General features: G+C 70.5%; 13 protein-coding genes. 8 read left to right on the forward strand and 5 right to left on the reverse strand.

Annotation, left to right across the window (positions count from 1 at the left end; translation table 11 throughout):
* Positions 1 to 97 precede the first annotated feature (97 nt).
* Both M4960_RS04345 and M4960_RS04350 read right to left on the reverse strand, forming a co-directional pair.
* The gene (locus M4960_RS04345) at positions 98 to 961 is read right to left on the reverse strand and encodes a nuclease-related domain-containing protein (protein WP_248703543.1); all 864 of its coding nucleotides are present in this window, start codon (positions 959 to 961) and stop codon (positions 98 to 100) included.
* Positions 962 to 1,167: 206 nt separating this feature from the next.
* Positions 1,168 to 4,662 (reverse strand): TM0106 family RecB-like putative nuclease, encoded by a 3,495-nt coding sequence (locus M4960_RS04350; RefSeq protein ID WP_248703544.1) that lies wholly within the window; start codon positions 4,660 to 4,662, stop codon positions 1,168 to 1,170.
* A gap of 298 nt (positions 4,663 to 4,960) precedes the next feature.
* Between M4960_RS04350 and M4960_RS04355 the strand changes: the two genes are divergently transcribed.
* From M4960_RS04355 to M4960_RS04365, 3 genes are read left to right on the forward strand one after another with little or no spacing between them, the layout of a single operon-like run.
* Positions 4,961 to 7,336: a phosphotransferase gene (locus M4960_RS04355; protein ID WP_248703545.1), complete on the forward strand. Its 2,376-nt coding sequence runs from the start codon at positions 4,961 to 4,963 to the stop codon at positions 7,334 to 7,336.
* The gene (locus M4960_RS04360; protein ID WP_248703546.1) at positions 7,333 to 8,046 is read left to right on the forward strand and encodes an ABC transporter ATP-binding protein; all 714 of its coding nucleotides are present in this window, start codon (positions 7,333 to 7,335) and stop codon (positions 8,044 to 8,046) included. The genes M4960_RS04355 and M4960_RS04360 overlap by 4 nt, the downstream gene beginning before the upstream one ends.
* A gap of 59 nt (positions 8,047 to 8,105) precedes the next feature.
* Positions 8,106 to 9,407: a hypothetical protein gene (locus M4960_RS04365; RefSeq protein ID WP_248703547.1), complete on the forward strand. Its 1,302-nt coding sequence runs from the start codon at positions 8,106 to 8,108 to the stop codon at positions 9,405 to 9,407.
* On the opposite strand, the gene M4960_RS04370 is transcribed toward M4960_RS04365, so the two are convergent.
* Complete coding sequence (locus M4960_RS04370; RefSeq protein ID WP_173168319.1) at positions 9,380 to 9,625, reverse strand: DUF1653 domain-containing protein; 246 nt, start codon at positions 9,623 to 9,625, stop codon at positions 9,380 to 9,382. The two genes, M4960_RS04365 and M4960_RS04370, sit on opposite strands and share 28 nt — an antisense overlap.
* Positions 9,626 to 9,672: 47 nt before the next feature.
* On the opposite strand from M4960_RS04370, the gene M4960_RS04375 reads away from it, so the two are divergent.
* From M4960_RS04375 to M4960_RS04390, 4 genes are all read left to right on the forward strand, one after another.
* Positions 9,673 to 10,272 (forward strand): TMEM175 family protein, encoded by a 600-nt coding sequence (locus M4960_RS04375; RefSeq protein WP_248703548.1) that lies wholly within the window; start codon positions 9,673 to 9,675, stop codon positions 10,270 to 10,272.
* Positions 10,273 to 10,290: 18 nt separating this feature from the next.
* Entirely contained in the window at positions 10,291 to 10,662 is a 372-nt protein-coding gene (locus M4960_RS04380; RefSeq protein WP_248703549.1) for a hypothetical protein, read from the forward strand.
* Positions 10,663 to 10,984: 322 nt separating this feature from the next.
* Positions 10,985 to 11,449: a co-chaperone YbbN gene (locus tag M4960_RS04385; RefSeq protein ID WP_248703550.1), complete on the forward strand. Its 465-nt coding sequence runs from the start codon at positions 10,985 to 10,987 to the stop codon at positions 11,447 to 11,449.
* The gene (locus M4960_RS04390; RefSeq protein WP_248703551.1) at positions 11,446 to 11,922 is read left to right on the forward strand and encodes a DUF4395 domain-containing protein; all 477 of its coding nucleotides are present in this window, start codon (positions 11,446 to 11,448) and stop codon (positions 11,920 to 11,922) included. The genes M4960_RS04385 and M4960_RS04390 overlap by 4 nt, the downstream gene beginning before the upstream one ends.
* Before the next feature lie 181 nt (positions 11,923 to 12,103).
* Here the strand turns inward: M4960_RS04390 and M4960_RS04395 are convergent, their stop codons facing one another.
* Positions 12,104 to 13,045: an ADP-ribosylglycohydrolase family protein gene (locus tag M4960_RS04395; RefSeq protein ID WP_248703552.1), complete on the reverse strand. Its 942-nt coding sequence runs from the start codon at positions 13,043 to 13,045 to the stop codon at positions 12,104 to 12,106.
* 91 nt (positions 13,046 to 13,136) lie between these two features.
* Here M4960_RS04395 and M4960_RS04400 point away from each other — a divergent pair, with 91 nt between their 5' ends.
* Positions 13,137 to 13,781: an NUDIX domain-containing protein gene (locus tag M4960_RS04400; protein ID WP_248703553.1), complete on the forward strand. Its 645-nt coding sequence runs from the start codon at positions 13,137 to 13,139 to the stop codon at positions 13,779 to 13,781.
* Positions 13,782 to 13,824: 43 nt separating this feature from the next.
* Here M4960_RS04400 and M4960_RS04405 read toward each other — a convergent pair whose 3' ends face one another.
* Positions 13,825 to 14,253: a hypothetical protein gene (locus M4960_RS04405; RefSeq protein WP_248703554.1), complete on the reverse strand. Its 429-nt coding sequence runs from the start codon at positions 14,251 to 14,253 to the stop codon at positions 13,825 to 13,827.
* Positions 14,254 to 14,272 lie beyond the last annotated feature (19 nt).

Below are 14,272 nucleotides of genomic sequence, written 5' to 3' on the forward strand. Positions count from 1 at the left end.
CGAGCGGGTGCGGGGCAGGCGCCGGCGGCAGGCCGTCGTCATTCGACGAACGCTAGAATAGGCATACCAATCTAGCGCCGGGCAGGTCGGCCGCTTCTCAGCTGCTCGCGGTCAGAGCGGCACCGGCGATCGCCCACCAGTAGCCCAGCAGCGCTCCTGCCGGGACTGCAAGTACGGCGACCGCGACGGCGCGTCGCATCAGCCGTTTCCGAGCTGCCGCCTGGGCGATCTCCCGCTCGAGCCGTTCGAATCGCTGGACGTGGCGAAGGGTGTCGTTGACCACGACAGCCTCGACGTGCCAGGTCCCGCGTTCCTCGGCCAGCATCGACAGGAACCGGACGGCTTCGTCGGAGTGGACTCGCGGCAGATCCCTGATCCAAGCGCCGATCTGACGGGGCTCGACCGTCACGACGGCCGGTGCGGTCTTCCCGAACTGCAGCGTTCCCGCTGCGATGACCAGGATTGGCTGGACCGGGATCGGTCCGCCGGCTGCGGCGGACAACAGGCGAGTCGCCCGTTCCCCCTCGGCGAGGGCGCGGTGCACGTGCGGTGTCCGCTGCCCGTTCACGGTCAGCATCCGTCCGCCGATCCACACCTTCTGCCCCGAATGGTTCTTGGTGTTGATCGAGAACACGCCGGTGGGTCCGACGACGACGTGGTCGATGTCCGTCGTGCTCTTCCCGACCGGTACCGCGTGCAGCACCGTGAACTCGGGGCCGAGCGCATCGAGCTGGGCAGCGACCTGCCGTTCTCCCACAGCGCCCTTGAACCACGAGCGGGCTTCGTCACGAAGCGGGTCGTGCCCCCAGAAGCGCTGCCAGCCGGTTCGCGCCGGCCCCTCGGCCTGGATGGCCAGGCACTCCTGCATGACCGCGTACCCGGGCTTCCGTGCACGGAGCGTCAGCGCGGCCCCGCCCCTCGGAGTCGAGCGGTGGTCGGCGACAGCGGTGTTCTCCCCCATGTGTCCACCGTCCCAGGACGACAGGTGTCGGGACCAGCCCTCGTTCTGGCGTCACAGCCGCGGCGGTGCGGCTCGGCGCTCTGGCACGCTGACGGTTCTGGTTCACGATTGCCGGACTTCCTGAACCAGGACCGTCACTCGCCTGGCAGCACGCCGGGCTCCGCCACCGAGCGGCGGCGGAGCGGCCGGCGCGGCCGCCGCGGTCGTCAGCGAGCGGGCTGGACGAGCTCGATGAAGCGGGACAGCAGCGACAGGCCGGCGATCGAGGGCGGGAGCCCCGTCGTCAGCGCCGGCGAGTGCACGAGGTACGCCGCCCACTTCGCCCGCGAGATCGCCACGTTCAGCCGGTTCGGCATGAGCAGGAAGTCGAGCCCGCGCGGGATGTCTGCTGCACTCGACGCTGCCAGGGACACGATCGACACCACGGCCTCGCGGCCCTGGAACAGGTCGACCGTGCCGACCTGGGTGCCGGTGAAGCCTGCACGGTCGAGCTCCTGACGGATCAGGGCACCCTGCGCGTTGTACGGGGCGACGACGATGACGTCCTCGTCGGTCAGGGCGCGAGCGTCCCTACCGTCGGTCCACGTTCGGCCGACGACGTCGCCGACGAGGGCCACCACGCGGGCGGCTTCCTCCGGTGACGAGGTCGTGTTGCCCGCGTGCACGACCGGCACGGGGTGCACGCCCGCGTCGATGCCGTCGAGGTGCCGACCGGACACCATCGACGCGAGCTGCCCGTCGTAGGACAACGCCGACACGGACTCGGTGAGCGCCGGCTCCATCCGACGAGTGCGAGCCAGGAAGTAGCCGAACTCCGGCGGCAGGACGTGCTCGCCGTCCGCCAGCCAGCCCAGCGCGGACTCGTCGACGGGCTCCGGGTGCGAGCCCTGCGAGACCTGCGGGAGCTGCTGCGGGTCCCCCAACAGCAGGAGTCGGGTCGCGGCGATCGAGGACGCGATGGTCGGCGCGAGCGAGAACTGCCCGGCCTCGTCGACGACGAGCAGGTCGAGGGAGCGGCGGTCGATCGTCGACGCGTTCGCGAACGTCCACGCGGTGCCGCCGACCACGCCGCCGGTGCCCGATGCCTCGCACGACGACAGGAACGCGGCGACGGCAGCACCGTTCTTCACGGGCGTCCACGCGGCGGCGTCGAGTTCGTCCTCGGTCGCACCGGACTTCGGCACCTTCACGACCCGGTCCGCGGGGACACCGGCGTTCACGACCGAGGACAGGAAGTTCTCCGAGGTCGCATGGGACTGCCCGACGACGCCGACGCGCCAGCCGTACTCGCGGACGAGCCGTGCGACGACGTTCGACCCGACGTAGGTCTTGCCCGTGCCGGGAGGCCCCTGGATCGCCAGGTACGAGTGGTCGAGGCCGAGCAGCGTCGCCACCACGGCGGACACCGTGTCGTCGCCCTGCACGGGCACGATCTCTCCGCGCGGCGGTACCCGGCGCAGCAGGTCGAAGGCCGGGTCCGACACCATCGAGGGCAGCTCGTCGAGGACCTGCTGCCCCCACTCGGCGATCGCCTCGGGCTGTGGCTTCGCGCGGGGCGGTGCCGACGGCGCGAGTGCGACGGGGAAGTCGTGGTGGGGCTCGCCGCCGACGGGCAGCCGCTCGATCAGCAGCACCTCGATCGCGTCGCCGTTGTCGCGCACGTCAACGATGCTGGCGCGATCCGACGCGCCTTTCGACCCGGGGCCCGGAGACACGACCGACGGCGGAAGCGGGTCGTCGTAGACGAGGTGGGGCGTGCCTCCCGGCCGGAGCCGTGAACCGGGCGCGAGCGTTCCCGACAACCGGAGCTCTCGCGACTGCGAGCGGGCACGCGGCAGCGTGTCCCAGTCCCGCTCGACGGACGCGCGCTCCACGACGAGGACGTCGCGGGTGTCGGCCCAGTCGTCGACCGGGTTGCGCAGGCGGTCGAAGTGGTCCTGCCAGAAGGTCTTCGCCTCGCGCCGGTGGTAGTCGATCGCAGCTGCGGCGAGCGCCAACGCGGTCTCGTCCGGCGTGCGGTCGAGGGCGTCGACGTCCTCCAGGTGCGACGCGAGTGCGACGTACACCGGGTTGGGCTCGCGCTCGACGGGGATCGGCGGGACGTCGAGCTCGAGTGCCGGATCCGCTGCGTCCGGGTCGTCGCTGCGGAGCGACCGGAGCCAATCGCGCAGGCGCAGGGTCGAGCGGCAGTCGTAGGCGTTGTAGTCGGCGACCTCGTCGAGCATGTGCTGGCCGGCGGCGGGGTCCCCGTTGCGGAGTTCTTCGATCGCGTCGACGTAGGCGGTGATGCTGTCGGCGGCGTTCGTGACGTCGCTCTCGCGCAGGTCGTCGCCCATGTACAGCGGCTCGAGCTTCTTGATCGAGTAGCTGTGGCTGCCGACGACCAGGGCCTTGCGGACGATCGGGTACAGGTCGACCAGGACGCCAGCGCGCAGCAGGTCGTCGACGGCCTCTTCGCCGACCCCGTGCCGGGCGGCGAGCGACAGCAGGTGCGTCCGCTCGTAGGCGGCGTAGTGGTAGATGTGCATGCCCGGGTACTGCTGCCGCCGGGCCTCGATGAACGCGAGGAACTGCTCCAGCGCGACTCGCTCGTCGCGGATCGTGTGCGCCCAGAACGCGGTGAACTCCGCGCGGTCGTCGACCAGGCCGAACAGGTAGTCGAGGCCCCAGTGCACGCCGTCCTCGGTGTGCAGCGGGTCGCCTTCGAAGTCGAAGAAGACGTCGCCGGCGTCGGGGGCCGGGATCGCATCGAGCGCGCGGGCATCGAGGACCTCGAAGCGCGGCTTCGCGGGCTGGTCCGGCCCGTCCGCGCCGTTCCGTCGGGCGGTCTCCGTCTCGACCTGGAGGCTCGCCTGGCGCACCAGCCGATCCTGCGTCGCGCGGGACAAGCCCGGCACTGCCCGGGTGCGGACCGCCAGGTCGTCGATCGTCCGCACCTCGTGCTTGATGAGCTTCGCCCGCTGGTCGAGGCGCATGCCCGCGACGAGGACGAGGTCGCGGTGCTCGGCCACCTGGGTCGAGCAGACGGCGCAGCGCCCGCAGCTGGAGTACCGCGGGTCACCCCACTGCAGTTCGGCGTCGGCGGCGATGCGCTCGGCGATGACCCGCTGCAGCTCGGCGCGCTGCGTGCGGTACACCGGCGCGATGTCGGCGAGGTCGTGCGTGGTCGTCGTCCGGTCGCCGAGCACCAGGTGCACCTGGGCACCGGTAGGGATGTCGTGTGCCTGCATCTGCTCGGCGTAGGCGGCGAGCTGTAGCAGGGCGCTGATCTTGGCGTGCCGGGCGAGCTTGGTGTCGTAGACCTCGTACTCGCCCTGGTCGTTGCGGATGATGAAGTCCGCGAAGCCGATGAAGCCCGGGCTGCCCGTCGTGGGCGCCGCGTGGAACGTCGGCTGGTACAGGACGTCGGCGCCGTCGGCGAAGGCCTGTCGCGCTTCGGCTGCGGCGCGTGCGTAGTCCGGCGGGGAGGGGCGGTCGAACTCGACGACGTTCCGCGTGTCCTTCAGGATCGCGAGGTAGTCGAGCTCGTGCTGGTCCCCCAGCCGGGCTGTGCGCTCGAGCATGTCGTCGTGCGCCTCGGGCAGGGGTTCCCCGCGACCGAGCTTGACGTCGAGCCGGCGCAGGAACGCCCACTCGCAGGCCGACCACGTGCTGAGGTCACTCGGGCTGAGCAGCACGTGCCCGTCGACGCCGATCTGCATGCGTTTCCCCTTGTTCTCTGGTGCGTTGAAAGCCTAGGGGCGAGCGCCGACACGGAACGAGAACGGGTCGGACTCCTTGTCAGGAGTCCGACCCGTTTCGCTGTGTACTCGAGCTACCAGCAGATGTAGAGGCTGATCGAGGAGAGCAAGATGTGGCTGCCGTCCTCGGGAGTGTCGGCCTCGACGGCCTGCAGATCGTGGGTGTTCATGATCGGTCATCCTTTCGTCGTTGATCGAACACTGCGAACGTACACACGTAGTGTTTGACATGTCAACACTTCGGTGCCACGATCTCGGGATGGAAACCGGGTGGGCACGGCTGGGCGGCGACTGGACAGGGTGGCGGACGGCGAGTGACCCCGACTGGACTCACCATCGACAGCCCGAGGGGGGACCGCCCGACCAGGGCTGGAAGATCCACTTGTCGGCTCGGCTGCAGGACGCCGAGCGGGTTCGATCGCTGGCTGCCGTTTTCTGCAGGACCGCGGAGTGGTCGTTCAAGTACCTGACGACCAGGACGGTCCTCGAACGAGCCAACGCCAAGGATGCGCCTCGCACGAGCAGCGGGAAGTTCGTGACGATCTACCCTCCGGCGTCCGCGGTCGACGAAGCGCTGCTCGACCATCTGGCTGCGATCTTCGGCGACTGTCGCGGGCCACGGATCCTCGGCGACCTCCAGTGGCGGAAGTCCGTGGTGCACGTTCGCTACGGAGCGTTCCGTTCGCTCTCCGACTGGGACGGCAAGCCTGCCATCCGAGATCCGAGCGGTGCCCTCGTGCCGGACCGCCGAGGGGTCGTGTTCGACCCGCCCGACTGGGTCGAGCTGCCGAACTGGCTCGAGGCCGAACGGCTTCGATCAGGTGGAGTCGACGACCCGCTCTCACGGATGCGCGTCTCCGGCGCGTACTCGTTCTCCAACGCTGGCGGCGTGTACCGAGCGTTGCACGACGCGCACGGCGAAGTGGTCCTCAAAGAGGGGCGCGAGTACGTCGGAGAACAGGCTGGCCGCGACGCTGCCGGTCGTGTGGAAGACGAGTACGAGACCCTTCGACACCTGGAAGGTTCAGGGGTGGCACCGCCGGTCCACGGAACGTTCCGCTCCGGAGGCTCGGCGTTCATGATGAGCGAACCCGTGCCGGGCACTCCGTTCAACCGCGCAGTCATGTCGCAGAACCCGCTCACCGCCGCCGAGGCTGACCGCACGACGCTCGACGAACACGCAGCGAGCGTCCGACAGGCCGTGCGCGCGATCGAGCGTCAAGTCGAGCGACTGCACGCGCTCGGTGCCGTCCACGGTGACATCTCACCGCGGAACGTGCTCGTGGAGTCTCCGACGGCCGCGCGGCTGATCGATTTCGAATCGTGCACAGTCGGGGAACCTTCTGGGACGGTCGGGCCAACGACACCGGGCTTCAGCGCGCCGAACGCGGTCCGTGGGCCAGACCGAGATCTGTTCGCGATCGCATGCCTGCACCTCGCCGCACTCGTTCCCCTCACGACGCTCTTCCCACTGGACCCCGGGAAGATCGATGAAGTACTCGCCGCGGCCCGGGTCTGGTTCCCGACCGCGCCAGTGGACGCGCTGCGGAGCGTCATCGGCCGGTGCGTTGCCCTGCCGGACGGGAACACTGCGCGGATGACGCCACCCAGTGTTGCCGAGCTCCGGGACGCGATCAGATCGCGGAGGGAAGCGCCCGGGTCTGCGCACCGGCCCGGCCTCGAGCGCGGAGCGGACGGCCTCGCACTTGCGCTGCAACGGTCTGAGCCCGACACGAGAACTCCCCCGGGTCCGCTCTCGAGCGAAGCGCCCTCAGGCGCGGGCCTGTTCTCCGGCCGGGCTTCTGAGGTACTCCTGGGCAGGACGACGCCGGCGTTCCTCGCCCGACTGCGGGACGAGGTCCGCGGCATGCTGCGCGTCGACCTCGAGGACGGGCTCGCGGGGATCGGCCTCGCGCTCCTCAGTGCTCCGACGCGGAGCGTCCACCGGGACACCGTGGACGTGATCGCGGAACGTCTCACGGAGTTCAGCCACGACGACAACCGTGCTCTGCGCCTGCCTGCCGGCCTCCGCAACGGACCGTCCGGCATCGCGTTGTTCCTGGCGCTGCACGGACGCCTGCACGATGATGCTGCGGCCGTCGAGGCCTCCCGACGCATGCTGGAGATCGACCTGCACCGCCTGGAGCACCGACAGGGGTGGGGCCGGCAGCTCCGCCACAGCGGCCGACTCGTGCCCTTCCTCGGGTCCGGCTCCGCCGGCGTCGGGGTCGCGCTCGTGCAGGTGTTCCGCGCGACGACCGACCAGGACCTCCTGCCGGTGCTCCACAGCGTGGCCGAAGCAGCGTCGCCGGAGTTCACCGCGCATTCGGGCCTGCTCGACGGACGCGCGGGACTCATCCACTTCCTCGTGGACGTCGGCGAGATCGGGATCGCACCGTTCGATGCCGAGTCCGTCGCCACGCGCTTGGACGAGCACCGCCGGCGTCTCGCGCTGCACCGCCTCCAGACTCCCGACGGGGTTGCCTACCCAGACCAGCATCTCCGAGCAGTCGACGACGGTTGGGGCCATGGCGGAGCGGGTGTCCTCACCGCCCTGGCCGCGATCGAGGACTTCGAACGTTGTCGCGGCCTGCAACACGATGTCCCGTCGTTCCTCCGCGGCGGACACGGATGATCGCGCTCTCCGTCCTCGGGATCTCGTCACGCTCGATCCGTCCAGACGGCCGCAGGATCATCAGCGACGTGCGCTTCCGCGCCGAGCCCGGCAGCCTGACCGCCATCGTCGGACCGTCCGGAGCCGGCAAGTCGACCCTGCTCGACCTGGTGACGGGCATCGAGGTGCCAGCGACCGGCTCGGTCCTGCTCGGCGACACGCGCATGCACCCTGCCACGGACTCCGGCAGAGCACGGTTGCGAGCGCGGGTGTTCGCCGCAGCACGACAAGGTGACGACCTCATCGATGCGCTGTCGGTCGACGACAACGTCCTGCTCGGTCAACGTCTCGCTCGCAGGATCGACCGATCGTTCGCGGAACGGGTGTGCGCGGCGCTCAACCTCGACCGCGACGTTCGGCGAACGCCGGTCCAGCACCTGTCGGGCGGGCAGCGGAGGCGAGTCGCCCTCGCGCGAGCGTGCGCATCCGGTACGGCGATGCTGGCCTGCGACGAACCGACCACGGCGCTGGACGACTCGCATGCCGGGCTCGTCCGTGGAGTCCTCCGGAGCGCGGTGAGCTCGGGCAGGACAGTGGTCGCCGTCACCCACGACTTCCAGCTGGCAGCGGACGCCGACCGGATCGTTCAGCTGGTCGACGGCCGGACGACAGCGCTGCTCGATCGTCCGACCGAGCAGCAGGTCCGCCGCCTCATGACGGCGCCCTCGTGATCGCGCTCCTCGCTCTGGCTCGCACGGTTCGCGCTGATCCCCGTCCGGTGCTCGGGTTCGTGATCACAGTGGTCGCCGCCGTGCTCGGGCTCGCGGTGGTGGTCGGCGGCGGGCTCGATCTCGCGGGCGCCCACCAGGACACCGCACGAGCACTCGAAGCGGTCATGCAACTCACGGCGCTCAGCTCGACTGTCGCTTCGTTCGTGTCGGCCCGGGGACTCGCGATCTCGCTGCTTCCGGAGACGCGCTGCCTTCGAGCACTGGGCACGAGCTCGACGACGTTCTGGACGTTCGGAGCCGTGGTCATCTCCTCCGCAGCGGTCGTCGCCGTGCTGTTCGCGGTCGTGGTCGAACAACGGCTCCGGACGAGCTGGGTCGTCGGTCTGGCAGAGGCCCTCGGCGTGACGGCTCCTCGTTCAGGCGGCATCCCGAGCGGTGTGATCACGTGTCTGCTCGCGGTCGTCTGTGCAGCGGGTTGGTGGAGTGGGCTGCGAGCTGGCCGGTTCGCCGTCGTCCGGTCCGGTCGTGCCTGGAGGGCGGTCGGTGCCTTCACGGTGGCAGCGTTGTTCGTGGCGCCCTCGGTGCTCGCGGTTGCGTTCGCGCCGCACCTGATGAGCATGGTGAGCGGTGCCGGAGACGAGACAGCTGCCAGCCGCCTGACCGTGCTCGACTCGTCCGACGGTCCGCTCATCGTGATGTCCGCCGCTGGCTTCGGGCTCGTCGGCGCGGCAGCCATCGTCGCCGCGGACGCATCCCAGACCATGGTCGGGATCGCCGCTCGCCTCCTGCGTTCCGGTCCGCTCTCGCCGTTCATCGGACTCTGCCTGGCCCGAGCCCGAATCGGGTTGTTCGGTGCGCTCACGACGCTCGTCGCAGCCGGGGTCGGTTTGACGGTCACGAGGACCATGACCGCAACCGTCGCGAGCAGCCTGGCGAGCGAACGGGCCGGAGCGGGCCTGGTCGAACTCGGGCTCACACTCGGTCCGGCGCTCTGCATCGCTGCCGCAGCATCGGTGGGTTCGGCGCTCGCACAGAGCCGCGGGACCGGCAGCGACCTCGCCACGCTCAGGCACGTCGGTTCCACCCAGGGCGGCACGATCACCACGCTCTCCGTGGCAGCCGTCGCGATCGGCGCAAGCGGGTCCCTGATCGGGCTCGGTGCGGCCCTCGGTGTGGCCCTGGTCGCGTTCGCGAGCGGCGTGGATGCCTCGTGGATCGCGGCCGTGGACCCGACCGTGCCACTCGTCTCCGCTCTCACGGCGACGCTCGGCACTGCGGCGGTGTTCTTGTGCAGCGAGCTCGTCGGAGTCGTTCTCCACCACCGCCGTCGCCATCATCGCGGAGGTGTCGAACGCACCTGACCGTCGCCGACGGGCACGAACCGCGGCCCGTCGTACCCGTCGCGGGTCACGTGCGCCGTGAAGTCCGCGAGCGTCCGAACCCAGTGCCCCCGCTCGCCGTACAGCGCCTGGTAGACGACCACCGGCTCCTCGGTCTCGACGTCACGGGCAACGAGCAGCACCTCGTAGTCGTTGCCCTTGAAGTGGCGGTACCGGCCAGGAGTCACGTCGTCGCTCACACCCGCGATGCTAGGGCCGGGTGGCAGAGCGCTCCTACACTCGGGCCATGACCGAGCACGCTCGAACGGACCGCGGCCTCGACCGACTCGTCAACTTCTCGGACGCCACGGTCGCCATCGCGATCACGCTCCTGATCCTGCCGCTGGTCGACATCGCCAGTGACCTGCGCGACGGCGAGGGCGCGGGCGACCTGCTCAGAGCCCACTGGCCCGCCCTGCTCGAGTTCCTCATCACGTTCTGGTTGATCTCGCGGTTCTGGATCCTGCACCACCAGGTGTTCGAGCACGTCCGCTCCTACAACGCCCGGGTCATGCAGCTCAACTTCGTGTGGCTCATCAGCATCGTGTTCCTGCCCTTCGCAGCCAACCTGCTCAACAGCGGCGAGAACGACGACCGTGTGGCGCACGCGCTCTACCTCGGCAGCATGGTCGTGACGAGCCTGGCGCTCACCGGCATCGAACTGGTGCTCCGGCGGAACCCCGCGTTGCTCTCCACGCCGCTGGGCGACTCGGCGCGGGGGCTCATCGCCGCCGGCCTGCTGTCGCTCGCCCTGATCCTGTCGGTGGTGTTCCCGAGCATCGGCCTTCTCTGGGCCCTGCTCCTCGTGCTGCAGGGCACGGTCGCCCGGCTGCTGCGCCGAGTCTGAGCGCGGTACGGTCAGCGCATGGGCCTGGGGGACGCGGAGACCGTACTGGCACGCAAGAACGCGAACTTCGTCATCGACGAAGCGGCAGCGGAGGCCGGCCTCGTCCGTTCGATCGCAGCACCCGGCCGGTTCGGGATGCGCCGCCACGAAGCCGCGGGCGGCCGACTCACCCTGACCCCCGCGGTCCTCTGGTTCCGCGCGCACCCGTTCAACTTCGTCCGGCCGACGTTCGGCATCCCGCTCGAATCCATCGCGGAGCTCCACGACAGCTCACGCAACGTCTCGCGGCAGATGCAGGTCGTCCTGGAAGACGGGCCGCGCTTGACCTTCGTCATCTGGGGCGTTCGAGCGTTCATCGAGCGGATCAACCAGGCGCGCGCCGCGCTCTGACGACACGCGAGCCCGCCCGTGTCACGTCGCCGGTCCACCGCGTCCGGCGACCGCCGAGCGCCGCCCTGGGCGGCGGTCCAGGTGTTGGTCCCGGTCCCGGTCCCGGTCCCGGTCCCTTGAATGGTATGCCTATTCTAGGCGCCGGCGACCGGCCGCCCGGCCGCCCGGCCGCCCGGCCGGCCGGCCGGCCGGCCGGCCGCCCGGCCGCCCGGCCGGTCGGACCTCTGGACGCGAGCCCCTCCACGCTCGTCCGACCGCTCCGAGACCGTCACGTTCGGTCACGTTCACCCACGGACGCACGAGAACGACGTACCGTCACGGCATGACCGTCATCGTGGCCGTCGCCGTCCTGGTGGGAGTCCTCGCACTCGCCACCGTGATCGGCCTGCTCCTGCGCACGAGGACGGGCCGAGCGGTCCCCCAGACCGGCCGCGCGCGCAACACCCACGCCAGCCCCGATCGCACCGTCGCCGGCATCGCTCCCCCGCCCGCCTTCGGCACCCGCGCCACCCTCGTCCAGTTCTCCACGCCGACCTGCGCCCGCTGCCCGGCGACGGCCCGCCAGCTCGACGCCCTCGCAGCGCAGCACGCCGGCGTGACCCGGCTCGAGATCGACCTCGCCGAGCACCCGCACCTCGCCACGCGCTTCAACGTCCTGCAGACCCCCACGGTCCTGCTCGTCGACGGTTCCCACGCCGTCCGCACCCGCTTCGGAGGCCCACCCCGCCCACCGGAGCTCGCCGCAGCCCTCAACACCGTCCTCACCGGCCCACAGGAGTCCCGATGACCACCACCCCCGACAATGCAGGCATCGACCCCCGCTCCCCACGCTTCGGAGCCGCGATCACCACGGTCCTGCTCGCCCTGACGATCGTCCTGACGCTGATCCCCGCCACGTGGGTCGCCGGCATCGTCCTGCTCGCGGTCATCGTGGTGCTCTTCGCCATCGGCGGCATCGCCGGCATCCGCCGCCACCCCTACGGCGCGCTCTTCCGTCGCTTCGTCCGGCCGAGGCTCGCCCCGCCCGCCGAGCTCGAGGCTCCTGAACCTCCGACCTTCGCCCAGCAGGTCGGCCTGTTCGTCACCGCCGTCGCGCTGCTCCTCGCCCTGCTCGGCGTGCCCTACGCGGCCCCCATCGGCGCCGCCGTCGCCCTGATCGCCGCGTTCCTCAACGCCGTGTTCGACGTCTGCATCGGCTGCCTGCTCTACGTGTGGCTGGTCCGCGCGGGCGTCTTCCGTCCGCGACGCGGCATCGCCTGACGGCGGTCGACCGGGAGGCCCGGCTCACCTCCGCCCCACCGCCCGCGCCGACAGCGTGGTCGCGCCCACCGCCCGGCGAACAACCAAAGTCACCTCGCGCCGCGCGATTCCGCGGTTCGAGGTGACTTTGGTTGTGCGGCGGCGGAGGCTCCCCCCACAGCAGCCTCCGACGCCGGCCCGGTCAGACGGCGAGCGCCTGCTCACTGAGCGCGACGAGATCGTCCGCCCGCAGGTTCGGCCAGCCGTGCAGCAGCTCCCGCCACTGGGCCGGCAACGACGACGCTCCGTACAGCGCACCCGCGAGCCCGCCGGCGATCGCGGCAACCGTGTCGGTGTCGTTGCCGGTGCGGACTGCGCGGACCAAGGCGTCCTCGAGCGAGGAACTCTGGCGCACCGCGGCGTAGGCGGCCTGCAGCGCAGACACCACCCACCCGTTCGACTCCGTGAAGTCCACCGGCTGCGAGTGCTCGGCCGTGACGATCCGGTCCACCCACACTCGGCGCCGGTCGAGGTCGAGCAGGTCGACGCCACGCAGGAGGTCGAGCTCGCCGGTCAGCACCGCGTGCCGGATCGCCACGCACCAGAGCACGCACGCGTCCCCCGCGTCGGACTCGTAGTGCGTCAGGTCGCTGATCGCGCGAGCCGCCGCTGCGAGCCGTTCCTCTTCGCCGACGTCACCGCGCAGGTAGGCGAGCACCAACGGTGCGGTCCGCATGAGCGACCCGTTGCCGGCGGAGCGGCCCTTGTACTCGTGCTCCTGCCGGGCCGAAGCCCGCGCGACGGAGGCGATCCGCGCCTCCAGACCGGTCAACACGTTGCGCGTCTGGATGCCGACGTCGGGCGCGTTGACCGACCACGCTGCCCAGGCGGCCACCAGGCCGTCGAGGGCTGGCTCCGACGCTGGGTCGCCGCCGCGGGCGACCGTGCGGAGGATCGGAACGGCCATGCTCGTGTCGTCGGTCCACTCCCCCGGCGCCCAGCCGAAGGAGCCACCGCCGGTCATCGTGATCGGGGTCGGCTCGGGCACTGCCGGTCGGAACTCGTACCCGGCGCCGAGGGCGTCGCCGGCGGCGGAGCCGAGGACGGCACCGACTGCTCGGTCGTGGATCTGCGGGGTGGTCATGTGGACCTCCGGATCGGATTTGCGCGAGATTGCGTAAAACCGATCCTGCCCCACTCGTCACGTTTGCGCAAGTGTGCGTAAACTCACCGGCATGACCGACGAGTACCGCGACGCGAGCGGCCGACGCCTGACGGACTACCCGCAACCCTCCGTCGCCGTGGACACCGCGGTGCTGACCGTCCCCGCGGGCGGACCACTGTCCGTCGTGCAGGTCCGCGATGCCACCGAGGGCGACTGGCGACTTCCGGGGACGTTCGTGCACGAGGGTGAGCGGCTGGCTTCGGCCGTCCTGCGGTCGCTCTCCACGAAGGCGGGCGTGACGGGGCTCGCGCCGGAGCAGCTCCACGTGTTCGACGATCCGGCGCGGGACGACCGTGGGTGGGTGCTGTCGGTGGCGCACCTCGACGTGGTGCCGGCTCGTGTTCTGGACCTGGACGAGCCCCAGGTGCGACTCACGCCGGTGTTCGAGGCGCGCGGGATGGTGCACGGGCACGACGACATCCTCGAGTTCGCGGTCGCTCGACTCCGGTCCGTCTACAGCGCTGCCCCAGATCCGCACGGGCTGCTCGACGAACCGTTCACGATGTCGGAGCTGCGGCAGCTGCACGAGGCAGTCCTCGGCGAGCGCCTGCTGCCAGACTCGTTCCGGCGAGCCATGCTGCCGAAGCTGGTCGCGACGGACACGAAGCGCGCGGACGGGCCGGGGAAGCCGGCGACTCGGTACCGGCGGGGGTGACGGAGCCGGTCGGCCACCAGGGCGACCGACCGGCGACGCCCGCTCAGTAGGCCTGGCGCACCGTCGACACTGAAAGACGCAGCGTCTGCTCGTGGGAAGCACCGTTGAGCGCCCAGATCGTCCAGTGGTACCGGTCCGGCCTGGTCATCACACCCCAGTCGCTCCTGCCGCACTTGTTGACCTTCGTGCCCATGCTCTTGTCCGGAAGCCATCCGCGCTCATCGATGAGCCGCACGGATGCGGACTTGAACCCGTTGAGATTCCCCGAGATGCGGCAGCCCGCGAAGGTCGTGGCAGTCCGGACCTTGTCCTTGTGCGAGTCCTGCCAGCTGCGCGAGTTCTTGCCGATGGCAACGCCGGTCAGCTTCGACGCCCACGAGCCCTCAGCGAATGCAGGCGACGCCGCGAACACCGTGGCGACGATGACACCGCCGGAGACTGCTGCCGCCGCTCGACGACTGAACTTGATCATCTGTTTCCCCCCTCGAGGT

Source organism: Curtobacterium sp. MWU13-2055 (assembly GCF_023242305.1).
Taxonomy (GTDB): Bacteria; Actinomycetota; Actinomycetes; order Actinomycetales; family Microbacteriaceae; genus Curtobacterium.